Source organism: Gelidibacter maritimus, assembly GCF_014062315.1.
Lineage (GTDB): Bacteria > Bacteroidota > Bacteroidia > Flavobacteriales > Flavobacteriaceae > Gelidibacter > Gelidibacter maritimus.
In genome coordinates, this window is record NZ_JACGLT010000001.1 from 198952 (window position 1) to 225293 (window position 26342).

General features: G+C 36.4%; 26 protein-coding genes and 1 riboswitch. Of the genes, 14 read left to right on the forward strand and 12 right to left on the reverse strand.

What is annotated here, in order from left to right:
- Positions 1–128 precede the first annotated feature (128 nt).
- Together mtaB and H3Z82_RS00880 are read left to right on the forward strand one after the other, a co-directional pair.
- Complete coding sequence (mtaB, locus tag H3Z82_RS00875; protein ID WP_182201990.1) at positions 129–1454, forward strand: tRNA (N(6)-L-threonylcarbamoyladenosine(37)-C(2))-methylthiotransferase MtaB; 1326 nt, start codon at positions 129–131, stop codon at positions 1452–1454.
- Between the two features lie 124 nt (positions 1455–1578).
- Positions 1579–2088 (forward strand): hypothetical protein, encoded by a 510-nt coding sequence (locus tag H3Z82_RS00880; protein ID WP_182201991.1) that lies wholly within the window; start codon positions 1579–1581, stop codon positions 2086–2088.
- A 33-nt stretch (positions 2089–2121) separates the two neighbouring features.
- On the opposite strand, the gene H3Z82_RS00885 is transcribed toward H3Z82_RS00880, so the two are convergent.
- Positions 2122–2418: an N-acetyltransferase gene (locus tag H3Z82_RS00885; RefSeq protein ID WP_182201992.1), complete on the reverse strand. Its 297-nt coding sequence runs from the start codon at positions 2416–2418 to the stop codon at positions 2122–2124.
- Between the two features lie 209 nt (positions 2419–2627).
- On the opposite strand from H3Z82_RS00885, the gene H3Z82_RS00890 reads away from it, so the two are divergent.
- Genes H3Z82_RS00890 through cls form a run of 3 tightly spaced genes read left to right on the forward strand, consistent with a single transcriptional unit; the run spans position 2628 to position 5723 of the window.
- Positions 2628–3296, forward strand: a complete 669-nt coding sequence (locus H3Z82_RS00890) for an alpha/beta fold hydrolase (RefSeq protein WP_182201993.1) — start codon at positions 2628–2630, stop codon at positions 3294–3296.
- Between the two features lie 40 nt (positions 3297–3336).
- Complete coding sequence (locus H3Z82_RS00895; protein WP_182201994.1) at positions 3337–4266, forward strand: lytic transglycosylase domain-containing protein; 930 nt, start codon at positions 3337–3339, stop codon at positions 4264–4266.
- 35 nt (positions 4267–4301) lie between these two features.
- Positions 4302–5723 (forward strand): cardiolipin synthase, encoded by a 1422-nt coding sequence (gene cls, locus H3Z82_RS00900; RefSeq protein WP_235982210.1) that lies wholly within the window; start codon positions 4302–4304, stop codon positions 5721–5723.
- A gap of 12 nt (positions 5724–5735) precedes the next feature.
- Here cls and H3Z82_RS00905 read toward each other — a convergent pair whose 3' ends face one another.
- From H3Z82_RS00905 to H3Z82_RS00915, 3 genes are all read right to left on the reverse strand, one after another.
- Positions 5736–6434, reverse strand: a complete 699-nt coding sequence (locus H3Z82_RS00905) for a hypothetical protein (protein ID WP_182201996.1) — start codon at positions 6432–6434, stop codon at positions 5736–5738.
- A 227-nt stretch (positions 6435–6661) separates the two neighbouring features.
- Positions 6662–7225, reverse strand: coding sequence for a DUF2892 domain-containing protein (locus H3Z82_RS00910; protein WP_182201997.1), 564 nt, complete (start codon positions 7223–7225; stop codon positions 6662–6664).
- A gap of 2 nt (positions 7226–7227) precedes the next feature.
- Complete coding sequence (locus H3Z82_RS00915; RefSeq protein WP_182201998.1) at positions 7228–8103, reverse strand: DUF6263 family protein; 876 nt, start codon at positions 8101–8103, stop codon at positions 7228–7230.
- 265 nt (positions 8104–8368) lie between these two features.
- On the opposite strand from H3Z82_RS00915, the gene rpmH reads away from it, so the two are divergent.
- The 4 genes from rpmH (at position 8369) to H3Z82_RS00935 (ending at position 12947) form a co-directional block, all read left to right on the forward strand.
- A complete protein-coding gene (rpmH, locus tag H3Z82_RS00920; RefSeq protein WP_182201999.1) occupies positions 8369–8530 on the forward strand; it encodes a 50S ribosomal protein L34 in 162 nt (53 codons plus the stop codon).
- A gap of 168 nt (positions 8531–8698) precedes the next feature.
- Positions 8699–11551, forward strand: coding sequence for a carbamoyl-phosphate synthase large subunit (carB, locus tag H3Z82_RS00925; protein WP_182202000.1), 2853 nt, complete (start codon positions 8699–8701; stop codon positions 11549–11551).
- Between the two features lie 116 nt (positions 11552–11667).
- Positions 11668–12171, forward strand: a complete 504-nt coding sequence (locus tag H3Z82_RS00930; protein WP_182202258.1) for an ankyrin repeat domain-containing protein — start codon at positions 11668–11670, stop codon at positions 12169–12171.
- A complete protein-coding gene (locus H3Z82_RS00935) occupies positions 12168–12947 on the forward strand; it encodes a T9SS type A sorting domain-containing protein (RefSeq protein WP_182202001.1) in 780 nt (259 codons plus the stop codon). The genes H3Z82_RS00930 and H3Z82_RS00935 overlap by 4 nt, the downstream gene beginning before the upstream one ends.
- 51 nt (positions 12948–12998) lie before the next feature.
- On the opposite strand, the gene H3Z82_RS00940 is transcribed toward H3Z82_RS00935, so the two are convergent.
- The 7 genes from H3Z82_RS00940 to H3Z82_RS00970 all read right to left on the reverse strand — a co-directional run bounded on the left by H3Z82_RS00940 (position 12999) and on the right by H3Z82_RS00970 (position 19754).
- On the reverse strand, positions 12999–13712 hold the full coding sequence (locus tag H3Z82_RS00940) for a DUF3307 domain-containing protein (protein WP_182202002.1): 714 nt from the start codon (positions 13710–13712) through the stop codon (positions 12999–13001).
- A complete protein-coding gene (locus H3Z82_RS00945) occupies positions 13709–14326 on the reverse strand; it encodes a transcriptional regulator (RefSeq protein ID WP_182202003.1) in 618 nt (205 codons plus the stop codon). The genes H3Z82_RS00940 and H3Z82_RS00945 overlap by 4 nt, the downstream gene beginning before the upstream one ends.
- A 132-nt stretch (positions 14327–14458) precedes the next feature.
- Positions 14459–15028 (reverse strand): acyl-CoA thioesterase, encoded by a 570-nt coding sequence (locus tag H3Z82_RS00950; RefSeq protein WP_235982212.1) that lies wholly within the window; start codon positions 15026–15028, stop codon positions 14459–14461.
- The gene (rmuC, locus tag H3Z82_RS00955; RefSeq protein ID WP_182202004.1) at positions 15015–16400 is read right to left on the reverse strand and encodes a DNA recombination protein RmuC; all 1386 of its coding nucleotides are present in this window, start codon (positions 16398–16400) and stop codon (positions 15015–15017) included. Before rmuC ends, H3Z82_RS00950 begins: the two co-directional genes overlap by 14 nt.
- Positions 16401–16600: 200 nt before the next feature.
- On the reverse strand, positions 16601–17395 hold the full coding sequence (locus tag H3Z82_RS00960; protein ID WP_182202005.1) for an ABC transporter ATP-binding protein: 795 nt from the start codon (positions 17393–17395) through the stop codon (positions 16601–16603).
- Positions 17396–17523: 128 nt separating this feature from the next.
- Positions 17524–18546: a FecCD family ABC transporter permease gene (locus H3Z82_RS00965; protein WP_182202006.1), complete on the reverse strand. Its 1023-nt coding sequence runs from the start codon at positions 18544–18546 to the stop codon at positions 17524–17526.
- A gap of 62 nt (positions 18547–18608) precedes the next feature.
- Complete coding sequence (locus H3Z82_RS00970) at positions 18609–19754, reverse strand: ABC transporter substrate-binding protein (RefSeq protein ID WP_182202007.1); 1146 nt, start codon at positions 19752–19754, stop codon at positions 18609–18611.
- A gap of 117 nt (positions 19755–19871) precedes the next feature.
- A riboswitch (cobalamin riboswitch) is annotated at positions 19872–20067 on the forward strand.
- A gap of 28 nt (positions 20068–20095) precedes the next feature.
- On the opposite strand from H3Z82_RS00970, the gene H3Z82_RS00975 reads away from it, so the two are divergent.
- Entirely contained in the window at positions 20096–21925 is a 1830-nt protein-coding gene (locus H3Z82_RS00975) for a TonB-dependent receptor plug domain-containing protein (protein WP_182202008.1), read from the forward strand.
- Positions 21926–21929: 4 nt separating this feature from the next.
- A complete protein-coding gene (locus H3Z82_RS00980) occupies positions 21930–22988 on the forward strand; it encodes a DUF5074 domain-containing protein (RefSeq protein ID WP_182202009.1) in 1059 nt (352 codons plus the stop codon).
- 63 nt (positions 22989–23051) lie between these two features.
- On the opposite strand, the gene H3Z82_RS00985 is transcribed toward H3Z82_RS00980, so the two are convergent.
- On the reverse strand, positions 23052–24530 hold the full coding sequence (locus tag H3Z82_RS00985; protein ID WP_182202010.1) for a S41 family peptidase: 1479 nt from the start codon (positions 24528–24530) through the stop codon (positions 23052–23054).
- A gap of 155 nt (positions 24531–24685) precedes the next feature.
- Here H3Z82_RS00985 and H3Z82_RS00990 point away from each other — a divergent pair, with 155 nt between their 5' ends.
- Genes H3Z82_RS00990 through H3Z82_RS01000 form a run of 3 tightly spaced genes read left to right on the forward strand, consistent with a single transcriptional unit; the run spans position 24686 to position 26340 of the window.
- The gene (locus tag H3Z82_RS00990; RefSeq protein ID WP_182202011.1) at positions 24686–25195 is read left to right on the forward strand and encodes an RNA polymerase sigma factor; all 510 of its coding nucleotides are present in this window, start codon (positions 24686–24688) and stop codon (positions 25193–25195) included.
- The gene (locus tag H3Z82_RS00995; protein WP_182202012.1) at positions 25182–25694 is read left to right on the forward strand and encodes a hypothetical protein; all 513 of its coding nucleotides are present in this window, start codon (positions 25182–25184) and stop codon (positions 25692–25694) included. The genes H3Z82_RS00990 and H3Z82_RS00995 overlap by 14 nt, the downstream gene beginning before the upstream one ends.
- Before the next feature lie 19 nt (positions 25695–25713).
- On the forward strand, positions 25714–26340 hold the full coding sequence (locus tag H3Z82_RS01000; protein WP_182202013.1) for a DUF4252 domain-containing protein: 627 nt from the start codon (positions 25714–25716) through the stop codon (positions 26338–26340).
- Positions 26341–26342: the final 2 nt, after the last annotated feature.

Sequence of the window (26342 nt, forward strand, 5' to 3'; positions counted from 1 at the left end):
GTCAAATTTTACGATATTGGTATTACTTTCAAACAATTGCGTAACTTTGCGCTTCAAAATCCAAAATCAAGTTAAATTTGTGTTCTCATGTACATATAGCTTGTGTTTTAGAAAATGACGATTGAATTATGAGAAAAAAAGTAGCGTTTTATACTTTAGGGTGCAAACTGAATTTTTCAGAAACCTCCACCATTGCAAGAACTTTTGTAGATGAAGGTTTTGATCGTGTGGACTTTAATGAGGTTGCAGATATATATGTGATCAATACATGTTCTGTGACCGAAAATGCCGATAAGCGATTTAAGTCCATCGTAAAATTGGCCCAAAAAGCTAATCCTGATGCGTTTGTGGCGGCAGTGGGTTGTTATGCGCAATTAAAACCTCAGGAGTTGGCTGATGTCAATGGTGTAGATTTAGTGCTCGGCGCAACAGAGAAGTTTAAAATCACCGATTACCTAAATGATCTTTCTAAAAACGATATGGGAGAGGTACATTCTTGCGAAATCGAGGAGGCTGATTTTTATGTTGGAAGTTATTCCATTGGCGATAGGACGCGGGCTTTTTTAAAGGTTCAAGATGGCTGTGATTATAAATGTACATACTGCACCATTCCGTTGGCTCGAGGCATTTCGCGAAGCGATACTATGGAAAGTGTCATTGCCAATGCCAAAGAAATTGCCGGCCAGAATATTAAAGAAATTGTATTGACGGGGGTTAATATTGGCGATTATGGTAAAGGGGAGTTCGGCAATAAAAAACACGAACACACCTTTTTGGATCTGGTTACGGAATTGGATAAAGTGGCGGGTATTGAACGTTTACGAATTTCTTCTATTGAACCAAATTTATTGAAGAATGAAACCATTGATTTGGTTTCTAAATCGAGAGCTTTTGTACCACATTTCCATATTCCTTTACAAAGTGGGAGTAATGACATTCTTAAAAAAATGAAACGTCGGTATATGAGAGAGCTTTATGTAGACCGGGTTTCAAAAATAAAAGAAGTCATGCCTGAAGCTTGTATTGGTGTTGACGTTATTGTTGGTTTCCCGGGAGAAACTGACGAGCACTTTCTGGAGACTTATAATTTTTTGAATGAACTTGATATTTCTTATTTGCATGTATTTACTTATTCCGAACGGGACAATACTGAAGCAGCTGAAATGGAGGGTGTCGTTTCTAAAAATGTGAGAGCAAAACGCAGTAAGATGTTAAGAGGGTTATCGGTAAAAAAACGTCGAGCATTCTATGAAAGTCAACTGGGAAGTACAAGAACCGTATTGTTTGAAGGCGAAAATAAAGAAGGCTACATTCATGGGTTTACCGAAAACTACGTTAAAGTAAAGCACCCTTGGAATCCGAATCTTGTCAACACTATACATCAAGTAGAACTTACTAAAATTGATACTGATGGTATGGTGAGGTTTGAGTTTGCGTCGGTACTTGCACATTAAATTTTCGTTATCAACATCTTAAGGTGTTTCTTGTCTGTCTTTTTAGCCATTTATCCCATTTTTTTTAGATAATCAACACTTATCAATAAATTTGGCTTTGATCCCAGATCTAAATATTGATAAGATGAAAACTTCTATACGCCTACTTTTATATACTTTCAGTATTATTTTTTTCCTAAGTGTTTCAAAACCTACGGACAATAGTCCATTGGTTGGTGCTTGGGAATTGACGACCTGGACTGTGGGCATTCCTATGGCGTTGAATGATAATACCCAGTTGACCACCAATCTTTTAGATCAAACAGCCTGTGACGTCAATGAGATTTTAACCTTTGACAATAAAGCGATTGTGATTTCTCAAGATTCGTTTAGCCCGGATATTACAATTCGTTTAAAAGAGGGAACTACAGATGTTTATATAGTTGAAGAAACCTGTGCTGAAGGTGTGATTGGTTATGCAACAGATTATTCGCAAGATGCCAATGGAGACGTTCAATTTAATGGCACCGTAGGGGTTTTGTCTAATAATCAATTGACCGTAATCTACAAGAACGCCATAAAAATTTATAATGAAGCTTTGACCGAGGTAATTGAGAGTAGAGATCTTACCCTCATATATACAAAAAAAGGATAAAAAATACCGAAGCATAACTTCGGTATTTTAATTTTAAATTCTGATGCCCACTGGAAGCATCTTTTGGTATTTTCTGTTCCTTCTTACAAATTTAGCTATTTCTGGACTCGTTGGTACGACGCTAATATTGCGTTCGGAAATATTCTCGAATACCATAACCAAGAAATTAGTTTCAAATTCCTCAGATGTTACATGTTCAGGAATAGATAATTTGGTTAAGAAAATTTTACGATCTTGAAGAGAATATTCTATTTTTGCCATATCATCTTCAACTTTAAGCTCAAATTGACGTAAGAAGTCATTATCAACTAGTTCTGTTGCATCAATCATAATAGTATATTTAATTTATTTAATTGGGCTGGAAGGTGCTTTCACTACATTTTTATATAGCTTTGCATTACAAATTTACGAAAAATAAGCATAGCATTCGACTTTATGAATGTTAAATACTTAAGAAGTAAATGTTTACGAGAGCTTAACGATCGTATTTTTTGGTAACAATACTTAAAGCCTTTGACTGAAGATTGAAATTTTCAAAAATGGAGAAAGATATAATACCTGTTTATCTTATGCCTGGAATGGCGGCCAAGCCAACCATATTTGAGCGGATTAGACTGCCTAAAGATCAATTTAAGGTTTATTGGCTGGAGTGGATGATTCCTGAAGAGAATGAAAGTTTAGAAGCTTATGCCAAACGCATGGTTTTAAAGATAGAACATGACAATCCAGTGCTTTTGGGAGTTTCTTTTGGTGGTATTTTGGTGCAGGAAATGAGTAAGTTGATGAAGGTAAGAAAATTGATTGTGGTAAGTAGTGTCAATTCGCGCCATCAACTCCCTAAACGGATGAAACTTGCCAAGTTTATCAAAGCATATAAATATGCACCAACTCAATTGCTTTCAAATCTGGACGTTCTTAAAAAATATGCTTTCAACGATACCATTTCTAAACGCATTGATCTTTATAAAACTTACCTTGCAGTAAATGATAAACGGTATTTAGATTGGGCTATCAAAGAAATGTTGCTATGGGACCAGGAAGAACCTAATGAGAACGCCGTATATATTCACGGAGATAAGGATGCTATTTTTACACATTCTTGTGAAGGCGACTGTATTTTGGTAAAAGGAGGCACTCATATCATGATCGTTACAAAATACAGATGGTTCAATAAACATCTACCAGAATTAATAACTGGTGCCAAGTGAAACGTGTTAAATTATTTTTTACATTTATAAAAAAATTAAAATGAAAATTATTAAGAATTTATTAGCTATTGTGGGTCTAATCAGCATTTCAGGACTGTTTATATTTGCGGTCCAAAAACCGATAGAAAACGATATCAAGCCTGAACAGAATACGGATGGGGGCTATAATATTTATGCTTTAAAAATACCTGATGACCTAAACTTTGCCAATGAACCCTTGCCTTTATCTATTCCAGATGTTTATGAGCGAATGGATAGAGAACTTTTAGTAAATACGTATTGGCAATCTAATGCTCTTTTAATGTTTAAACGTGCCCAAAAATACTTTCCAGTAATTGAGCCTATCTTGGAAAAGCATGGAGTTCCTGACGATTTTAAGTATTTGGCCGTGATTGAAAGTGGCTTGATGAATGCTGTTTCTCCAGCTGGTGCAAGAGGCATTTGGCAAATTATGCCAGCTACTGCAAGAGAAAATGGATTGGAAGTGAATAGTAACGTCGACGAACGGTACCACTTAGAGAAATCAACTGAAGTTGCCTGTAAATACTTATTGCAGTCAAAACGAAACTTGGGTTCATGGACATTGGCAGCAGCAGCTTATAATGCTGGCAATGCAGGAATATCAAGGCGTTTGAGAGAACAAGGCGTTACTGATTATTATGACCTTTTGCTAGGAGAAGAAACAGGACGCTATATGTTCAGAATTGTGGCTTTAAAAGAAATTATGACAAATCCTAAAACCTACGGATTCAACTTTGATGTGAACGATCTCTACGCCAACATTCCAACGTTTAATGTTGTGATTGATACGGAGGTTCCTGATTTTACGGCATTTGCTCAAGAGTATGGAATCAATTATAAAATTCTTAAAATCCATAATCCTTGGTTAAGAGAAGCCCGATTAAATAATAAATCGAGAAAGGAATACGTCATAGAAATTCCTGAAAACGGACATTACTCTATTAACTAGTGTTGGCCCATATCTCCAATAATATTTGGGTCATCTTGATAGCCATAAACTATCTCTTAGTTATTTTAACAGCATTCACCGTGCTGACCAAAAACTTAAATCCGACCAAAACGATATCCTATATTATCGTTTTGGTGTTTTTTCCATTTTTCGGGCTCATTGTCTATTATCTTTTTGGACAGGAATATCGGAAAAATAAAATCTTCAACAGAAAACATGTTCTCAATCAAAAAATAATTGCAGATGTTAGCGAACGTTTGAAACCTGATAAAAAGGAGGTTAAAGACTTGGAGGAGGATGTTTTAGATGATAAAATCAAGCTTGTAAAATTGCTTCACAGTAGTCAAAATGCACCGTTGACGATAAATAATGATGTAAAGATTATTAAAAATGGAGAAAACAAGTTTAAATTACTTTTGGCCGACTTAAAAAAGGCTAAGCACCATATTCACATGGAATACTATATTCTACGTGACAACAAGATTGGAATGAAAGTGATTGATGTCCTTTGTGAAAAGGCAAAAGAAGGTGTAAAGGTAAGGTTGAGCATAGATGATGTAGGCAGTAGCATTTCAAGAAAGAATAAGCGAAAAATGGAGGAAAGCGGTGTGGAATGGCACTCGTTTATGCCGGTTCTTTTTCCAAATTTCACAGGTAAAATGAATTATAGAAACCATCGTAAAATCGTTATTATTGATGGCCAAATAGGTTATATAGGTGGCATTAATATCTCTGACACCTATGTCAATTATGATGATTCTGATGTTTTTTGGCGTGATACGCATTTAAGGATTACTGGAGAAGCCGTAAAATCCTTACAAATTCACTTCTTGATGACTTGGGAATTCGTTTCCAACGAAAAGATAGAAATATTAGTTGATTTTTTTCCAGAGGATAATTGTAAAACGTGTGTTCCTATGCAAATTGCGGCCAGCGGACCAGATACAGATTGGGCCAACATTATGGAAGTGCTTTTTACGGCCATTGTTACTTCCGAAAAATACGTGTATCTGACAACTCCTTATTTTATTCCGAACGAACAAATTATTACCGCGTTACAAGTAGCGTCCAAAAGCGGGGTTGATGTTAGGCTGCTCATCCCAAAGGACTCGGATTCTTGGACGGCCAAACACGCTACCAACTCCTATATAGAGTGCTTGTTAGACGCCGATATTAAGGTTTACAGATATTGCAAGGGCTTTATCCATGCCAAAACAATCGTTATTGATGATGTGTTCTCTACCGTAGGAACCACTAATATGGATTATAGAAGCTTCAATATCAATTTTGAAATTAATGCCATTATTTACAACCAGGAAAATAGTTTGGAACTGAAATCACACTTCTTAGAGGATTTAAATGAGAGTGAAATCATTGATAAGGAAAGGTGGATGAATCGGCCAAAGATCGAAAAATTAAAAGAGTCGTATTGCCGCTTATGGGCGCCATTGCTTTAGCTTAGTTCTATTTTAACGATGCGCCTTTGGTGTTTGGAGTAAGGCGGTGTCAGTTTGATTTGCTAATAATTCAGCAATGCTTCTGTGTGCCCTGTCAGCAAATAATTCCTGTGTGGTCTCATTTAGGTTTTTCAAGAAAAATTTTCGATCTATATCAGAAATCTGTTTGTACTGATTGATATAGAAGCATGCCGGAGTGCCAAAAGAATATTTTAACGCTGAAAGCGCATGGTTAAAGTCATTCCGACGTTCATCAGCATAAACCACTATGATATTTTTGTTGTAATGACGGGATTCGTTTTTGGCAATCGCCTTCTTGTTCCAATATAAAACTACAACAGCCACTTTCCCGTTATATGCGTTTGCAAGTGCATTAATTGTTTTTATTTCCTCCTTTGACTGAATGATCGCGGAATTTTTTGTGATCAGTAAAAATGGTTTGTCAATATGTTCGGTATGCAGTGTGCCTCCCGTTATTTTTTTGAATTTTAAATCGGAAATATAGGTGTTTTTGATATGGGTTCTTATCAACGTATCAAATAGGGCATCCACTTTATGAGGCATTTCATTTTTGATAGCCAGATCAGATTTGATATTAAATTTCCCTATATGTTGCGCCAGTGCATCATCAAAATATACTTTACTCTCTTGAGCAAATAGCAGAGGAATATAAGTGATAAGTAAAAACGTAAGTAGTTTTCTAAAAACCATAAGCGGTAGGGGTTTGTTAAGAATGAGCAACTTAGTCTATATTTGAAACAATCTCAAAACTTATCGATAAGCGCTTAAAAAACCCTGTTAATGTTCAGTTTAGAATCCATGATGAGAGGGTAAAATCTACAGTTGGGAATAAAAAAACAATATTATAGAGAAATGTTTTATGTTTTAATATGGAATTACTGGATCATCTTGGTTTTTGAGACTTTAGAAAAAGCTTTCTATCGTCGCCTTCCCTGTCTGTTTCCACCGTAATGTTGATTGGGCATTTGCGCTTTTTTCATGCTGTCCTTCATCATTTTTATTTGGTCTGCAAGCATGTTGCGTTTATCAAGTTTTTGAGCTTCCTTCAAAAGCATTTTGGCTTCTTGAGGACGTCTTTTACTAAATGCAATTCCTGCAAGATTCAATTTTGCCATAGCCATATCATGGTCCATTGACAATCCGAAAGACAACGCCTTTTTGAAATATTTTTCAGCTTCATTCATATTGGTTTGAGAAACCATAATGCCGTGGAGGTAATTGTAATAGCCCTCTTGTTTTTTAACCAAAGCGCTTGACGGATTTTTAATCATATTAAGCCACTTTTTAGCACCGACAAAATCTTGCTTTCGCAACCTCAAAAATGCTAACAGGATAAATTCATTTTTAAAATAAAGGAATACGAAAATAGTAGATAATAATATAAACATGATGCCATTTCCGATATAGCCTTCAGTAAATTGATAAACGGCATAAGCTACGATCAACGCAGTTATTACAAGTTTTATGTTTTTGTTGTACATGGTTAATTTAAGATTTTATAAGTAATAGTAGATGATATCTTAGTGGGTACGTCTACGTTTTGAGCTTTTATTTGTGTGTTGCCCATATAAACCCCATCAACTGTAATTTCTTCAAATAGCCCTGTTTTTGAGTTGGCATGAATTGTTGTTTTTTGTGATCCAGTAAGAACCATTGTTACATTCTCATCAATATTGGACATGGTAACGTCCGCAGTTCCAGAAACCGTATATGTTGCCTCATTATAAGCCAATAATGTCCATTTATTGATGGCTTTTAAATCGCCTTGATAAACATTTTCCCATGTATCATTAAGGCTTACGGCCTTGGCAGGCAAAAAATAGGTCATTTGCTCAAAACTGTTGGAAAGTGCATCACTCCCAAATTGCTTCTCAAATTGTGCTTTGTTGGCTTCAATGGTGGCACCATCTGTAATATTAGCAGCCTTGAACATCGAAGCAATTAAGGCGTCACCACCAGAAATAGATTGGATTTTTCCGGTACGTTCCATAATCAAGGTTACAGGAATATTTAAAGTACCCTTAAACATTTGTGAAGTCAGATCAGAATCGTCTAAATTGGCGGTGTCTGCATTAAGCAGCTCACCAAGTTCAGGAGAGGACATGACCATTTTTAAATGCTGAAAGGTCATTTCCAAGGTGATTACATCTTGTGCAACTTTAACCACTTTAAACTGCATTACGCTTTTTAAGTTGTTATCAATAATTTGATCAACACCGTTAATATCTTGTGTAATGTGTTGTTTAGCTTGTTGTTCAACCTTAAAAGTGTCATCTGCATTAAGAGCATACTGCAGCACTCCCTGAGCGGTTAAACTCAAAGATGAGCAGAAAATGAGCGAAAGAATCCATGCTTTCATTTAACTATTGAATGGGTCTGATTACAAATCACAAAGAAACTAATTTTTTTTAAGTTGGCATTGATATATTCTATCTTATTAAAGGCGATTCTCCATAGAAATAAGTTGTAATTTTGAATCCTCAATAAGGAGATGAAAATATAATAAAATATTTTAAAATTTGATTTGCCAGAGTAAAAAGTCTTTGTATATTTGCCCGCAGTTTTGAAGAAAGAATCAAGACGAAGTTTTAGACGATACAAGATTATTTTAAAGATATAAAAAAATGAGTAAAAGAACGTTTCAACCATCGAAAAGAAAGAGAGTAAACAAGCACGGGTTTAGAGAAAGAATGGCTTCTGCCAATGGAAGAAAAGTCCTTGCTCGTAGAAGAACAAAAGGAAGAAAAAAGCTTTCTGTGTCTTCAGAAATAAGCCATAAAAAATAATGATTAACAATTGTTGATATTAAAAAGGTGTTACTTAGGTGTAACGCCTTTTTTTGTACCTAATTCATACTTATTTTTGTGCGGGAATTTTAAACCGCAAAGAATATCAAAGATTAAAATAGCCATAAATTTTCACGATTTTAAAACACTGAAAAACAATTCAACATAATGCCTAGAAACAAAAACATTAAATCTGTACTTATTATTGGATCTGGACCAATCGTTATCGGACAAGCTTGCGAGTTTGACTATGCAGGTACCCAGGCCTTAAGATCACTTCGAGAAGATGGTATAGAAACCATCCTCATTAACTCAAATCCGGCAACCATTATGACAGATCCTACCATGGCGGATCATGTTTACTTACTGCCGCTTACTACAAAATCAATCGTCCAAATCTTAAAGGAACATCCACAAATTGATGCTGTTCTACCAACAATGGGTGGGCAAACGGCATTAAATTTATGTATTCAGGCAGATGAAAAAGGCATTTGGGAAGATTTTGGAGTCAAACTAATAGGTGTAGATATCAATGCCATTAATATTACCGAAGACCGTGAAGAATTTAGGGAATTAATGATAAAAATAGGTGTTCCAATGGCCCCTCAAGCTACGGCAACGTCCTACTTGGAAGGTAAAGAGATTGCGCAAGAGTTTGGTTTTCCATTGGTTATTAGAGCTTCTTATACTCTTGGTGGAGAGGGCGCATCATTTGTACACACGGAAGATCAGTTTGACGAATTACTGACGCGTGGCCTAGAAGTTTCTCCAATTCATGAAGTCATGATTGACAAAGCCTTGATTGGATGGAAAGAATATGAATTGGAGCTACTTCGTGATAAGAATGATAACGTAGTTATTATCTGTACGATAGAAAATATGGATCCAATGGGTATTCATACAGGCGATTCTATTACCGTTGCTCCTGCCATGACCTTGTCTGACACAACTTTTCAGCGCATGCGCGATATGGCCATTCATATGATGCGCAGCATTGGTGACTTTGCCGGAGGGTGTAATGTTCAGTTTGCCGTAAGTCCGGATGAAAATGAAGATATTATCGCTATTGAAATCAATCCACGGGTGTCCCGCTCTTCAGCACTGGCTAGTAAAGCTACTGGGTATCCCATCGCAAAAATTGCTTCAAAATTGGCCATTGGCTATAATTTGGATGAATTGACCAATCAAATTACAAAATCAACATCTGCTTTATTTGAGCCTACCTTAGATTATGTGGTCGTAAAAATTCCGCGTTGGAATTTTGATAAATTTGAAGGTGCTGACCGTACTTTAGGATTACAAATGAAAGCAGTTGGCGAAGTGATGGCAATTGGCCGATCGTTTCAGGAAGCGCTCCACAAAGCCACTCAGTCGTTGGAAATTAAGCGTAACGGACTTGGTGCCGATGGAAAAGGATATAAAAACTATGATCAGATTCTCGAGAAATTGGAAAATGCCAGCTGGGATCGGGTATTTGTAATTTATGATGCCATCCAAATGGGAATTCCGTTGAGTCGGATCCATAAAATCACCAAAATTGATATGTGGTTCTTAAAACAATATGAAGAACTGCACCATCTCGAAAAGGAAATCTCAACCTTTACTATTGAAACCATTGAACATGATTTGCTCTTGGAAGCAAAGCAAAAAGGCTATGGCGACAGACAAATTGCGCACATGTTAAACTGCTTGGAAAGTCAGGTTTATAAAAAACGTGATGAGTTGAATATCAAACGTATCTATAAATTGGTAGATACCTGCGCTGCCGAGTTTAAGGCACAGACTCCGTATTATTATTCGACATTTGAGAATAATGTGGAATTTCCAGACGGCACACAAATGTCAGCTAACGAAAGTGTGGTGTCTGATAAGAAAAAAATTATTGTCTTAGGTTCGGGACCCAACCGAATTGGACAAGGTATTGAGTTCGATTATTGTTGTGTCCATGGCGTCATGGCTGCTTCAGAGTGTGGCTATGAAACTATCATGATCAATTGTAATCCTGAGACGGTTTCTACAGATTTTGATATTTCCGATAAACTGTATTTCGAACCAGTATTTTGGGAACATATATATGACATTATCCGTCACGAAAAACCAGAAGGCGTTATTGTGCAATTGGGCGGACAAACCGCTTTGAAATTGGCTGAAAAGTTAGACCGTTATGGGATTAAAATAATCGGAACAACTTATAAATCGTTGGACTTAGCTGAAGACAGAGGCAGCTTTTCAAAATTATTGAAAGAAAACAATATTCCTTATCCAGAATTTGACGTGGCTACAACGGCTGATGAAGCTTTGGCAATTTCTGATGTTCTTGACTTTCCTATTCTGGTAAGACCGTCATATGTTCTTGGAGGTCAAGACATGAAAATTGTCATTAACCGACGTGAATTGGAAGAGCACGTGGTAAATTTACTCCGAAAAATGCCAGATAACCAATTGCTTTTAGACCGTTATTTAGATGGTGCCATTGAGGCGGAAGCAGATGCAATCTGTGATGGTGAAAACGTTTATATCATCGGAATTATGGAGCATATTGAACCTTGCGGTGTTCATTCAGGAGATAGTAATGCTACCTTGCCACCTTTTAATTTAGGCGAATTTGTATTGCAACAGATAAAAGATCACACAAAAAAGATTGCTTTGGCATTAAATACCGTTGGGCTTATCAACGTTCAATTTGCCATTAAGGATGATATTGTTTACATTATTGAGGCCAACCCAAGAGCCTCCAGGACTGTTCCTTTTATTGCTAAGGCCTATAAAGAACCTTATGTGAATTACGCCACTAAAGTGATGTTGGGAGCGAAGAAGGTTACAGATTTTGATTTTAATCCACAGTTAGAAGGTTTTGCCATCAAACAACCTGTATTCTCATTTAATAAGTTTCCAACGGTCAACAAACAATTAGGGCCAGAAATGAAGAGTACGGGGGAAAGTATTCTATTTATTGATAGCTTGAAGGATGACCAGTTTTATGATCTGTATTCGCGACGTAAAATGTACTTAAGTAAATAACAAGTCATTAGCGAATTTATTCGTTGAAATGCGTTTTATGTTTTATTTATAAATTGTAATTTAGCTTGCTTGCTAATGAAATTTATGTAATGAATATAAAATGCATTTTTTTTTTGATGTCCTTTTTTGTGTTTCTTGTAGCGCATTCCCAAAAGAGTGTTTTTGAAGTAGCACGTTCTGGTTCAGTTAATGAGATAAAGGCTTTAATGGCTATTAATGCGGATACAATCAATGCGGTTGAAGATTCAGGATATTTACCTTTAACCTTAGCCTGTTACAATGGAAATAATGAGGTTGCCTTGTTTTTGGTAAATCATGTCAAGGATATTAATGGCAATAGTAAGATGGGGACACCATTAATGGCTGCAGTTTATAAGAATGATGAGCTTGTCGTGCAAGCCTTGTTGGCTATGAATGTCAATCCAAATATTGCGGATGCTAATGGCACAACGGCCCTACATTATGCTATTATGAGCAGAAATGAAGCTATTGTCAAGTTATTGATTGATGCCAATGCTGATGTCGCTTTTACGGATAAACGAGGGAACTCTGCTTTAGACTATGGCAAAATGACCCAAAATCAAAACATTATTAATCTATTGAAAAAGAATAAAATATGAAAAAAACTACTTTGGCCTTTTTGGGCATTTTATTAACCTCATTTTGTTTGGCTCAAACTTATACTACTGGAACCATGGAACTTTACAATCAAAATGATGATGTTTTTACCGCCAGAGTAGATGTTACAAGTACTTTGGTAACCTTAACCTTAGTTGGTCCTGACAATAGTTATTTAGGGTTTGGTTTTGGAACTCAAACAATGGGGTCTGGTGGCGATGTTGTGCTTTTTTATGATGATGTTGACACTCCGGCCGAAGATTTTCAGTTGTCTGATAGAAAATTCATTGGAACAGGACCGGTGCCAGAAGTTGATACGCATCAAGATTGGACCTTAGTATCAAATACTCTTGAAAATGGTCAGCGTACTGTGGTAGGGACGAGAGTTTTAGATACAGGACATGATGACGATTATGTGTTTTCGACCTCAGATAGTTCATTGGATTTTGCTTGGGCAATAGGTAGTAGCTATGAACTTAAACGTCACAGTGCAAGGGGTGGCTCTATGCAATCTTTCACCCTGAGTCAAGATACGTTCACTTTGAGTGATTTTGTCATGACTCCTAATCCTGGACTTTCTAAATTTGAGTTGCGACTTCCTTCTGGGGTTAGCAATGTAAAACTTCAAGTCTATGATGTGTTGGGGAAGAATATCTTTTCTAAAATATTGACTACACTTTCAACGACGGTTGATGTTTCAAAATGGAATAGCGGCGTGTATTTGGTAAGAGTAACGTCCAACAATGGTTCGCAAACCAAACGTTTTGTAAAACAATAAAAGTTAAAAAATTAAAACAATTGACCATCAACTCTAACGTTGATGGTTTTTTTATGAAATCAAAGGAACACTCACCAAGTAAAGCAGTCCAACTAATATGGCAATTCCAAAACTGATCAGGGTTCCAATTAAAATGTATTCCGTCAACTTACGCTCTTTTGATTCTCTAAGATCTCCAAACCTAAATACTGATTTTGCCGTGATCAAAAATCCCACAGCTTCCCAATGATCTAAGATTACAAATACAAATACTAAGACACGCTCCAAGATTCCGATATACTTTCCTGCATCCTTGAGCGATTCGTTACCTTCAACTATTTTTGAAATGTTCCATTTTAAAAAGATGGTCTTCATAATGATGGAAACTGGAATGGTTAAGAATAGCACACAAGTTAGAAGTAGGAGGGTTTGATCTGTTAGTAGATGCTTTACACTTGGATCTGAGGCGATAAATAGCCAATAGACCAACAAAATAACCAGAAGGTGTAGAAACTGATCTATAAAAAATAGAAGTCGTTTTGTTTTTTTGGTTTGAAACTTCAGTTTTAAGATATCAATAGCAAGATGTGATACCCCGATGATTACTATTATTGGCCATTTTGAAATATCCCAAAGGATTACGAACAATAGAACAATATGAATCAGAACATGCAGATATAACTTTGGTGATCTCAATATTTTCTTTTCCTTTTCCTTGACCCATGAATAGGGCTGAAGAAAAAAATCACCAATGAGATGCGCGAGAATGAGCTTTATGAGTATCATGCCTTTAACGGTATTATTTTATAACGGTAATGCTGTTCCAACTGCATAATGAGTTCCAAATGGGCGCGTTTTTGTCTGCTGCTCACTGCATTTTGATTGATGCCTATAAGTTTGCCAAGTTCTTCCTGTAAGGCATTTGGTTGTTCTATATGTAATTTTACAATTTCTGCCGAGTTGGTGGTCCATTGATCCATAATGGTCAAAGCCAGTTTGAAGTAGAGATTGAGATCTTGATTCAATGGTGCATTTCTGGTTTTGATCTTGAGGTTGACTTTTTCTTTTTTTAAATTTTCTAAAGTGTCACCCGAAAATTGGAACGCCTCTCCGTTAGATTCTACGATGGTCTGACCAGTAAATGATTTCTCGCCAATCCCTATGGCAATGCGTACGTCGAGACCTTTAATGGTTTTTATGCAAGCTTTAATATATAGAGCAGCTTTTAAACTTTCGGTAATATTTTCCAACTCCAATTGGAAGCTGTCGCCTCTATAGATTTCCCATTGAGACTTATTTTGCGTGCATGCACCTAATGCTTCCTTTAAGGTGGTAAGCCATATCTCAGGGTTTTTGATAGATCGTGATTTGATGATGTCTCCGGTTAATACACTCGTCATGTAACTACATTATTAATTTAAATATCACTTCATAAAATGATAACACATATTATCATGTATTTAGCGGATAAATTAGATTATCATTTTATTAGATGATATTCAAATGTATCACTTATTAACGAGATAAACAAGTTACGGAATAGCGACTTTTACCTTATATCCTTCTAAAATATGTAAATAATCATTTGGTGAAAAGTTTTTTTCCTTAAATTCTTTCTGTCTCATGCGTTTCATGTCGTTTCGCTTGAGGCATTTTAAAAACCGTCTGACTTCTTGTTTGTCGTTAATGATTAATCCTGGAACCTCAACAGAGTTTCCGTCAGCATCTTTGGCAACCATTGTAAAGTATGAAGAGTTGCAGTGTTTTATTTCACCGGTTCTAATATTTTCAGCTTCCACACGAATGCCGACCACCATGGACGTATTGCCCACATAATTGATAGATGCTTTCATGGTCACCAACTCGCCAATTTCAATCGGATTTAAGAAATCGACCGTATCTACAGAAGCCGTAACACAATAGGTTTTTGAGTGTTTTGAAGCGCAGGCAAAAGCAATCTGGTCCATTAAATTTAAAATATAACCGCCGTGAATTTTTCCATTAAAATTGGAATTTGATGGAAGCATCAATTCAGAAATTAAAATTCTTGAATCATCTATTTTTTTAAACTTAGTTTTGTCTTTCATACTATTCGTCGTCATTGGCACGTTTTAAAAGTTTTTCGTTTTGTTGTTTACTGGCTTTGGCACCTAGTGTTTTCAGAGTTTCTACACGTTTGATTAAATTGCCTTTCCCAGTTAATTTAATCATCGCACTGTCATAAGATTTTTGGACGGTTCCTATTTGATTACCCACTTTAATCAATTCATCGGTTAAGTTTACAAAAGAATCATATAATCGTCCTGCTTGCGTGGCAATTTCGATAGCATTTGCCTTTTGTTTTTCGTTTTGCCACATACTATCAATGGTTTTTAAAACGGCAAGTAGGGTAGTGGGGGTAACGATGATAATATTCTTATCAAAGGCATCGTTGTACAAAGCTGGATATTCCATAGAGGCGATGGCAAAAGCAGATTCAATAGGAATGAACAACAGTACAAAGTCCGGGCTTTCCATATCGTAAAGTTGGTGGTAGTTTTTTTCTCCCAATTCACTCACTCGTTTTCTAATCGAAATTAAATGGTTTTTTAAATGTGAAGCACGTTCTGTTTCGTCAACATCATTGATATATCTTTCGTAAGCGACCAAAGACACTTTAGAGTCAATAATCATTTTCTTGTCCCCTGGTAAAGAAATGACCACATCTGGCAAGACACGTTTACCTTCTTCTGTGGTAAAACTTTGCTGTACAAAATATTCGCTGTCTTTTTGAAGTCCACTGCGTTCCAGAACACGCTCCAAGACCAATTCGCCCCAATTTCCTTGCATTTTAGTATCACCTTTCAAAGCTTTGGTCAAATTAGTAGTCTCTTTGCTCATTTGCTCGTTAAGCTCTTTTAAACCGATGATCTGGCGACGCAAATCGGCGCTTCTGGTAATATCTTCCTTGTTGGTTTCTTCCACGCGTTTTTCAAAGTGCTGAATTTTTTCGTGTAAAGGTTTTAAGATGGCGTTTATATTCTCCTTATTTTGTGTAGTAAATTTGGTCGATTTTTCATCAAGGATTTTATTGGCTAAATTCTCAAACTCTAAAGTGAATTTCTCCTGCAACTTTTCTACTTCGGCTTTTTGTTCTTGATGTTTTGTAAAGAGATTTTCGAAATCAGCATTTTTCCGCGTCAATTCAGTGTTTAAAAAATCCTTTTCATTGCGGATAAACTCTCGATCTTTTTCAATTTTGGCTAAAGAGTCATTAAGCGAACTTATTTGAGCTGCATTATTCTGTTCCATTTTTTCAATCTCCAGATCATATTGTGCTCTTGAATTATGAAGTAGCTGTTGAAGATTTAAAATGCGTTCTTCAAGTGTACTTTGTTCGCTCTTATTTTTAAGTTTGGTAATAGTGATGCCAATATAGGCACCAATTACGCCAGAGACAAGAATGGATATAATAAGGATAATGCTGTCGTTCATTTAAAAAAATCAGTTTTATCAAAGATAGATTTTTTTTCGAAAGATGATGGAAGAAAGAAGGTGGAAGCGTGGAGCATGAAGCAGAGTATTCGGCGAATTGAATTGCGGAGAATGCGGTTAAAAATTACAATTTTCAATTTGGCAATAACTAGGATAATGTGTCAACTGCCGACTGTTAAGCACCAAACAAAAACTATGGCTTATTTCTTAACTCTAAATGTACCTGTGTTTTCATCAAAAGAGATCAGATCCTTTGGAAATAAATTATTAAAAGTACCTTTGGAAATAAGCTGACATGGTGGGCCTGAAATGACGTCGTTTTCGCTCATCACGATGATATTATCGCACAGTTGAATGACTAAATCTATTTCATGGGAAGAGAATAAAATAGTTTTCCCAGTCTCTTTCGATAATTTCTGAAGCAGTTTTAAAATATACGCCTTGTGGTACATATCAAGATGAGTAGTTGGCTCATCTAAAATGATCAAGTCGGTATCCTGGGCCAAAGCACGGGCAATCATTACTTTTTGGAGCTGTCCATCACTTAGTTCAAAGCATTTTTTAGTTTTTAAAGCTTCAATATTGGTCTGACCCAATGCTTTATTGGTAATGTCGATATCTTCCTGAGTTAAAGTCCCCATCCAATTGGTATACGGTTGCCGTCCTAAAGCAACCAATTCAAAAACGGAGAGGTTTTTTGAAGCAATCTGCTCAGTAAGCACAAGACTTAATTGTTTTGCCAAGTCAATCGGTTGATAGTCTAATACCGATTTGGAATTGATATAGATCTCACCCGATAAAGGTTTTTGCACATTGGTCAAAGTCCGTAAAAGCGTTGATTTTCCGATACCGTTGGCGCCAACTAAACCTACCAATTGTCCTTTTTCTAAAATAACATTGATACTATCAGCTACACAGGTTGATGCTTTTTTGGAAATATAACCAATGGATAGATTTTTGGTTTCAAGGACGATATGTTGAGGTGTTTTTATCACGTTCTATTTAGTAAAATTCCAATTAGACTTTGTTGTCTGTTGTCTGTTCGTAATCTGAGTAATATTTCTATATTCTATATTCGAAATTGGATATTCGATATTCATTTTGTCTCTAATTCCTAATACCTCTAAAATAACATTTTCCGTTTCCTGACCAACAACCAAATCACCACTGGCGCACCAACCAATGAGGTTATGGCATTAATAGGTAGTGTATAATCACTGGTTGGCAATTGCGCAATGCTATCACAAATAAGCATCACTATGGCGCCAAACAAAAATACGGCAGGCAATAAGATTTTATGGTTTGAGGTATGAAAAACTTGGCGTGTCATGTGTGGAATGGCGAGACCAACAAAGGCTATCGGCCCTGCAAAAGCCGTAATTGTCCCTGCCAATAAACTTGTTGCGATTATTATAATGAGTCTGCTCTGTTTTAAATTCAGTCCCAAACTTTTAGCATAATTCTCACCTAATAATAAGGTGTTCAGGCCTTTTATTGAGACAATGGTCAGCAAAACACCTGCGAGATAGATTAAAAAGAAAATTAAAAGTTCGTTCCACGAAAGATTACCAAGACTTCCAAAACCCCAAAAAACATACTGTTGGAGTTGTTCTGCAGAACTAAAATACGAAAGAACGCTAACCACAGCAGCGGTGATGCTTCCAAACATTAACCCAATAATAAGGATGGCCATAGTGTCCCTGATCTTTGACGAAACAATCATGACTGCCAAGAGTACCAAAAAACTTCCTAAACTTGCAGCAATCACGACGCTCCATTTGGAGATCAGTAAGGTGGTAAAAACACCGCCAAAAAAGCCGGAACCCAAAATTACCAAAGCAACCCCTAAGCTTGCTCCAGAACTTATGCCCAAAACAAATGGTCCTGCCAACGGATTTCTAAACAGGGTTTGCATCAACAAACCTGAAATGCCTAACCCTGAACCCACTAAAATTGCCGTAAAGGCTTTTGGTAAACGGTAATTTTGAATAATGTATTGCCAAGACTCGTTATCAACATGGCCAATTAAGCTCTTGAAGATTTCCTTTGTTGGTATGGACACAGACCCCAAACTAATGTTTACAAGAAAGCAGATGATAAGGAGCGCTATCAGAATTAGGAATGGAGATGTGTATTTATTGTTCATACTTTTTAGACCTGATAGGTTTTGTCCCGTTAACGATCGGATGGTTAGGTCTTAATGATTTATTATTTTAAACGCTCAAAAAATGTCGGGTCATAGTCACTTAAAAGTTCTGGATGAGTTATTTTGATCAAATCCTTTAAGACCAAGTCTGGCCTCGCCATCCCCATTTCAAAATAGGTAACACCTCCCGTTTCTCCTGTGGTATTGACAAAAGAATAAACTGCTTTATTTTGGAAGGCTTTAAACTTGGTATAATGTTGGTTAGCCTTCTCGATGGCTTCCAAACTTGAATAATATGACGGACTGATCCATACATCAGCATCTTTGGCCTTTTCAAAAACAACTTCAAAATTAAGTGAAAGACTGCCCTTATCGGTTGTTTTACTCCATAAATAATTAGCGTTGGCGTCCTTTAATAATATGGCCTCTGAACTGGTACCACTTGGTAAGTACCAAATATCCTTGTACATAGCGCCACTTAAAACCGTTGGACTATGAGTCACATCTTGGGCAATCTTTTTGGCGTCCAAATAATCGGCTTCAATGTTCTTAAAAATCGAATCGGCTTCTTTTTCCTTATTGTAAAGTACACCAAAAAACTTAATCCATTCGGCTTTGGCCAAAGGCGATTTTTCTACCCAATCGCCATTAAAGATGACTGGAATTCCCGCTTTCTGAATGTTGTCAAAAGTTTTGTTGTTACCATCAATACCAAAGCCAATCACCAGTTCAGGTCTGAGCTCCAATAAGACTTCCGTATTGATACTTTCATTCTTGCCCAATTCCCTGACCAAGCCTTCATCAATTAATGCTCTTGTTTTTTCTGAAGACACAAAATTGGTGTCAGGAAATCCAATCAATGTGTTTTCTTCATTAAGCAGTTCCAAGGCGGGAATGTGTGTGGTGGAGGTGACCACTATTTTTTCAATCGGTGTAATTAAAATGGCGTCAAATTCATCTTTGTTTAATGTGATTTTTGGTGCCATTTCTTTACGGATAAGTGCATAGCGATATATTTTATCCGACTTAGGCCACGGGTTCCTGATTTCCAATACCTTAAAATCTTGATGGTGCTCTATGGTAAAACCCTCTGCGTAAGCAAGCAATGTGTTTTCTTTGGTGGTTACTTCAGGTTCTACAGATAATCCTTTGTTTTCTTTGCAGTTAACAAAGATTAAAAACAGTAATAACAATGATATTTTTTTCAAAATCTTTATTTTTCACCTCAAAAGTAAGATTATTAACTGAAATACGAGACTTGCCTGCAGGGAAGATTATAGAATCAAAACATTTTAAGCCTACGGATTTTATCCAATTAAAATGATTATTTTTGCACCGAATTTGGTTTGATATAATAATCTATGTCAATTAAAAGGGAATTTGGTTGAAATCCAAAACTGTTCCCGCAACTGTAAGCTATAAAGCTTCATGTTACACTTCAAGTCACTGTTTCTATTAGCGAAATGGGAAGGCAAACATGAAGACGCAAGTCAGGAGACCTGCCAATTTCATCATCAAAAGCGGCTTTCGGGTAAAGAGCCTTTAGATTATGAAACGACTGCTTTATATTTTATTTGTTTTGGTTATTGGCAACTTCAATGTTGTCCAAGCACAGCTGGACTCTATCCAAAAACTTGATGAAGTTCTCTTGAGCGATGTAAAATTAAAACGCTACACTTCAGGCTACAAAGTGACGGTGTTAAAAGATTCTATTTTAAGAAAAAGCCCATGGTCATTGACCGATTTACTTCGACATAATTCAAATATATACTTTAAGGAAAACGGTTATGGCATGGTGTCCTCACCATCTTTTAGAGGTACGAATGCCTCACAGACCGCTGTGGTTTGGAATGGCATCAACATCAATTCCCAACTTAATGGTCAAGTCGATTATAATACCATCAACACTTCAAATTATGATTCGGTCGAAATCCGCAGTGGTGGTGGCAGTGTACAGTATGGCAGCGGCGCCATAGGAGGAAGTTTGCACTTGAGTAATGCACTATCTTTTATGAAGCACACCGACCATATGGTTAGAATCAGTTATGGTAGTTTTGATACCAAGCGGGCAAATTATCGCCTTTCAACAGCTTCAGAGCAATGGTCGCTTAATCTGGGAGTGGCCTACGTCGATTCGGAAAATGATTACAAATATCTGGGCACCGATAAAACCAATAAAAATGGTCAATACAATAATTTGAGTTTAAATCTCAATGCAGGTTATCTGCTTAATGAGCATCATGTATTGAAGTTATATCACCAAAGTTTTTTAGGCGATCGAAATTTTTCAGGAACGCTCTTGGCACCGTCAAAAAGTAAATATGAAGACACCAATTATAGGTCGATGCTAGAGTGGGGCTATTTTCATAAACAGTACACTTCAAAAGTGAAGGTGGTACATCTTCTTGAGGAATTTAAATACTTTGAGAATAAAGATGCAGACTACTATTCCTCTGGTCGGGTGCAGAGTTTAATAGGCAACCACAATCTCAATATCAAACTGACTGAAACTATTGATTTGCGGACGATTCTTGAGTTTGCCAAGTACTCTGGAAACGGTGATGATTTTGAAAATCCGAATAGAAATGCATTTTCCGCCACCGCATTATGGCGACATCAAGTTTCTGAACCTCTGATTTACGGATTGAGCATCAGAAAGGACTTTACATCAGATTTTGAAAGTCCGCTCGTGTTTTCTGTAGATGGCGCATATCATTTTAGCGACAGTTATACCATTAAGTTAAATGGTTCTAAAAATTTCAGGGTGCCCACTTTTAACGATTTGTATTGGAATCCTGGTGGTAATCTCGATTTGCTTCCTGAATCATCTTATCAAGTGGATTTAGGTCAAGAATTTTCATCAAATTTCATCGACCTAAAATTGAACGCTTATTATATCGATACTAAAGATATGATCCAATGGGTGCCCGATAACACTGGATTGTTCCGTCCGCAGAACATTAATAAGGTAAAAAGTTATGGTGCAGAATTTGAAATTTTCTTAAAGCACACTATTGGAAGTCATAATTTGAATCTCAATTCAGGATATTCTTATACCATTTCTGAAAATGATACCAGTGCTCAACAGCTCATTTATGTACCCTTACATAAAGCTAATTTAAATTTTGGCTATCGTTTTAAAGCTTTGGATGTGTTTTACCAGCATTTATTTAACGGCGATGTGAACATTATTGGAGGACAATTGGATGGGTATAACGTGGGTAATTTAGGGTTTTCCTATAAATATGAGCTCTTTAAAAATGTCCATTCCATTTTACAGTTTAATATCAATAACCTTTATAATACAACTTATGAAAATGTGGCGTTGCGTCCAATGCCCAATCGAAATTATCAATTACAATTAACTCTCAAATTTTAAAACTATGAAAATTAAAAACAATTTAGTATTAGCATTATCAGTGCTTATTTTGTCATTCTCTTGTAGTAGTGATGATGATAACCATCAGCAAGAACCACAAGGCGCATATGAAGATGGTATTTTGGTTACAAACGAAGGTAATTTTGACCAAGGCAATGGTGCAGTCACTTTTATATCGGATGATTTCGCTTATGCCGAACAAAAAGTGTTCTTCAATGTCAATGGAACGTTGTTGGGCGATACTGTACAAAGTATAGATTTTTATGGTGATTTGGCTTATATCGTGGTGAACAATTCACAAAAGATAGAGGTGGTCAACCGCTATACATTTCAATCGGTAGCAACTATTGACTCTGGCTTAAGCAATCCGCGCTATATTACTTTTTTATCAGGAAAAGGCTATGTGACCAACTGGGGCGATGGTTCGAATCCGGATGATGATTACGTGGCAGTTATCAATTTAGAGAACCATACAGTTTCAAGTACAATTTCAGTAGAAGAAGGTCCTGAAAGAATAGTTGCAAATGAAACCTCTATTTACGTAGCACACCAAGGTGGCTACAGCCAAAATAATGTTGTCTCGGTAATTAAACCGAATTCTGATGAGGTAGAGACGATAACTGTTGGTGATGTTCCAAATTCAATGGTTTTTGATAGCCAAGGGATGTTATATGTGTTGTCTGGCGGCATACCAGCTTGGACAGGAAATGAAACTGGCGGTCAATTGGATGTTATCAATACGAGCTCTAATACCGTTTCAACAACTATTGAGTTTGTTGATAATGAGCACCCATCCAACTTATCTTACGGAGAATCTCTTTATTATACTTTAAATGGCGGCGTTTATAAATTAGCTATAGGTAGCCAAGAGTTGTCGACCACACCAGAAATTGAAGGTGTCAATTTTAATTTTATGACGGTACACGATAATATTTTATATGGTGTAGGTGCAGAAGATTATACATCAAATGGAACTTTAGAAAGTTTTGACTTAGCTACCAATGCGATATTGCATTCAAAAGAGGTGGGCATTAATCCTGGAGGAATCTATTTTAATGATTAATTTCAATCATAAAATTCAATAAAAAAGCCGCTTAAATAGCGGCTTTTATATTGTTTAATATTTTTATCTCAAATTTTCAAATGTTGGAAGATGATCCAACACGTCAATATACATTTCCTTATCCATCAATTTTCGATCAACATGATCCTGCAAAGGTGTCAGATAATTGTCAGCTGATTGAAGTGGGCGTCCTGCAACCCCTGTAATATCAGCAATAGCCTTAGCTAAAAATGGTTCGGTTGGTTCGCCTAAAATGCCATAGAAATTTACAGCTTCTCTCATCTGAAACTGCTCCATAGAATTCAAGAAACCATTAGGTGGCACACGTGTATCATCTTTATTCACAGATACAGCTACTAAAGGCTGTATGGCGTACGTATGATTTGGATTTGCGTTTTGCTTCGTAAAGTTCTCAGAGTCATATAAGGTGACTGAAGCTTGAGATTTGCCCGTTGTTCTATCCCCGATTTGAACCACATCAATATAAGCGGAAAGCCCGTTGATAATGAGCTCACTGGCAGAGGCTGTTCTATTGGTTGTTAAGACGTATACCTTTTCTAAATTCAGAGAATTAATAGCGCCAACACCTTCAGGAGCATTGTTTTTAAATGTATATGCAGTGTTTTCAGATTGTAAATTTTCATTCCAAACAAGTTTGGAGAAAACTTCACCATTAAATTGACCGGTAATCATACTGGCCAAAAGGGCTGCAGAATTGACTGAGCCGCCGCCATTATATCTTAAATCTAAAACTAAATGCTGAACGCCAGCAGATTTTAATTCCCCAAAAGCTTCGTTCAACTGAGGGTCATAATTGCTGGTAAAGCTAGTATACATTAAATAACCAATTTTTGAACCATTGATGTCCAATACTTTGGTGGTGTGAACTGGGTTCTCGTTATAAGGTTTTTTGGTCAATGTTGCCGTCTCAGAAGTCGAGTCTACGCTGTCGTCATTAGGTGTTGGCGTACCGTTATCGTTGTAAGTGGCCAAATTTAAAGTGTAGGTGTCTTGATTTAAAAGTGTATTGAAATTGTCCCTGGTCATTGGAACACCATCAATCGCATTAAAAGCTTGTCCGCGCTGTAAACCTGCGGCACTTGCCTCACTGTCATTTAATACCAGTCTAACAATTCCAAATACCTTCGTATCACTGCCAGGTTGGAGATAATAATTAGACTCTAAGCCATTGGTTTTGAATTCACCCTGAAACTGTTGTTCTAATGCAATATAATCTGGAGTTATAAAACTAAAACGATCCACAACCTCTCTTTGAAATATTAAACTTTCAAAGAACTCTTCAGATACGGAATATCCGTTAATATAGTTTGTATAGGCTTCATCGCTTGGAAACCTGCTGTTTGCTAAATTAGGAACATCTGCTTTATAGAGATAAAAAATGTTCATCGCTGTCCATATATAATCATTGACTTCATTTTTAACGACAACCGGAGGTGGCACTTCATCATCTTTGTCTTTAGAACAGCTCATATTTAAGCTGAAAACAATAAGAGCGAAAAGGGCAAATTTTAAAATTTTCATGGGACTTATTTTTTTTATATAGTTAATTGGTCGGTAATTTAACTCGAAATTTACTTACATTATTGTAAAATCGAAAATATTTGTAACAAAACTGAAAGTCTTTCGTCGTAAGAACAGGGAACAGGTTTAACTCACCTGTTATAAAACCAACCATAATGACACAAACTAATTTTGTAAAATTGGTACTGCCTTTTAAGGATAAGGTCTTCAGACTTGCTAAACGGCTTCTAGTCTCCAGAGAGGAGGCTGAAGATGCCACTCAAGAGATTTTGATGAAATTATGGAACCATAAGGAGAAGATAAAAGATTACAAAAATGTTGAGGCTTTTTCGATGACGATGACTAAAAACTTGTGCTTGGACCGATTAAAATCAAAACAAGCACAAAACTTAAAAATTGTCCACAGCAATTATCAGGATTATAATATATCATTACAAAAACAAATAGAAGCCAATGATAGTGTGGACTGGGTATCGAAAATTATGGAGGAATTACCTGATCAGCAAAAAATTATTGTACAACTTAGAGATATAGAAGAATACGGTTATGATGAAATTGCTAAGGTTTTGGAAATGAACGAAACCGCAGTGAGAGTGGCTTTGTCAAGAGCAAGAAAGACAATAAGAGAGAAATTGACTAAAAAACACAATTATGGCATTAAATAATATAGAACAACTTTTAGAAAAATACGATAATGCTGAAACAAGCTTGGCTGAAGAAGCACAGATTAGAGCGTATTTTGCCCAAGGCGATGTGCCTGCACATTTGGAACCTTATAAATATTTGTTTCAATACGTATCGGATTCAAAACAAGAGCAGTTTACCAAAGACGTTCCATTGCTCCCGAAAGCTTCCAGGATTAGACGCACTAAATTGTACCAGTGGATTTCTGTCGCAGCTGTAGTCGTTCTTATGTTGGGTGGTTATTATCAAGTGACTCAAATGAATCAGAAAGCAACTTTGAGTGATTTGGACCAAGAACAATTAATGGCGTACAATCAAACTATGGAGGTGTTCAATTTAGTGTCCTCTAAACTCAATAAAGGTTCCAGTAACTTAGGAGCTTTAACTTTAGTGTCCTCGAAGTTGAATGAAGGAGCTGAAAACTTAATCCATATTAAAGAATTTAATAAAGCAACAAATAAAATAATTAAAAACAAGTAACCTGATAAATAAAGAAAGTATGAAAAAATTAAAAAATCTTCGCGTCTATCTTCAAAGAAAGCATGACGTGAGCAAAAAAGCAGTTCTATTATTGGCCATATTGATGGCGCCAATCTTATCCTTTGGTCAGAGCTTTTTTGATAAATATGAATCCATGAAAGGCGTGACGTCTGGAGTCATCAGTCAAAAAATGTTTAAGATGATTGCTACTATAGACGTAGATCTTGATGATCTGGAGGCTCAGAGCTTTTTGGATATGGTCAAAAAAATACAGAGCATCAAGGTATTAAGTACAGGCGATTCAAATATCTCTTCAAGTTTGGCCGCTGATACAGAAAAGTATATTAGCAGTTCAAAATTAGATGAATTGATGCGCTTTAAGGATGGTGATCAATCGGTAAAGTTTTACGTCAAAGAAGGATCTGATGCCAACCATGTCAAAGAACTGTTGATGTACATTAGCGGTTTGAAAGAATTGACCGAAGACGCGAATATTGAAATTAATGGTGAAAAAAGAGCGTTTGAAACCATCTTGGTGTCCATTATTGGCGATGTTGATTTGAGAGAAATATCAAAAATCACAGATAAAATGAATGTTCCAGGTGGCGAACATCTTGAAAAAGCAGGAAAAGGTAAAAAACAATAATT